This window comes from Leucobacter soli (assembly GCF_042659205.1).
GTDB lineage: Bacteria > Actinomycetota > Actinomycetes > Actinomycetales > Microbacteriaceae > Leucobacter > Leucobacter soli.
This window is the reverse complement of record NZ_JBHSRW010000459.1, coordinates 1-730: the sequence shown is the minus strand read 5'-3', so window position 1 is coordinate 730 and position 730 is coordinate 1. Positions and strand designations below refer to the sequence as shown.

The 730-nt window shown below is 74.4% G+C and carries 1 protein-coding gene; it reads right to left on the bottom strand.

Translation table 11 applies throughout. From position 1 onward, the window contains the following. Nucleotides 1–730, bottom strand: a 730-nt coding sequence (locus ACFPZL_RS13930; RefSeq protein ID WP_382335998.1) for a hypothetical protein, incomplete at both ends; no start/stop codon positions are given.

Genomic DNA, 730 nt, shown 5'->3' with positions numbered 1-730 from the left:
GATCCCGGCGCGCTCCGCGACACCGGCCGCTCCCCGAGCGTGCCGCCGCCGGCTCGCGTGCCAGTGGATCGCGTCGAGGCCGGCGAGAGCGTCGCGGTCGACGTTCTCGAAGTCCCAGCACCAGAGACGCCCGTCGCGCGTGCGCCCGACGTTCCAGAAGGCGAAGTCGCCGTGCCACCGGCGAGCGATGGGCGCGGGATCCGGTTCCGCCTCGACGCACCGGAGCAGTTCGTCGAGCCTCTGCCGCAGCTCGCTCTGCTCGAGCCGGGCGATCCCCGGATCCTCGGACCGCGAACGGAGGCGGGCGAGATGCCCGCTCTCCGCGGGGCGGGCCCAGCGGGCGACCGGAGCGAGGGCGGCGAACTCCGCGATCGACGGCGCATCCGAACCGGCCCGGCCGACCGCTCGAATACCCCGCGGCAGCGGTTCCGTCATCACGAAGGGCAGCCCGGCGCTCGATCCCTGCAGCAGTACCCGGGGCGTGCGGACGCAAGGCGACCGGCTGTCGCCATTGCCATCGCCATCGCTGTCGTTGAGCGCCGCGAGCTCGGTGAGCGCTGCGAGCTCGGTCCGGATCCCGGCCGACGACGCGGGATCCCGCGCCGCCTTGGCGAACCCCAGCGTGCGCCCGGAGGCGTCCAGCACCTGGAGCAGTGCTTTGCGGTTGGCCGTGCGCCGCACGTGCACGAGCACGTCGGTCTCCGCGCCGAACGCCGCGCGCAACTGCCCG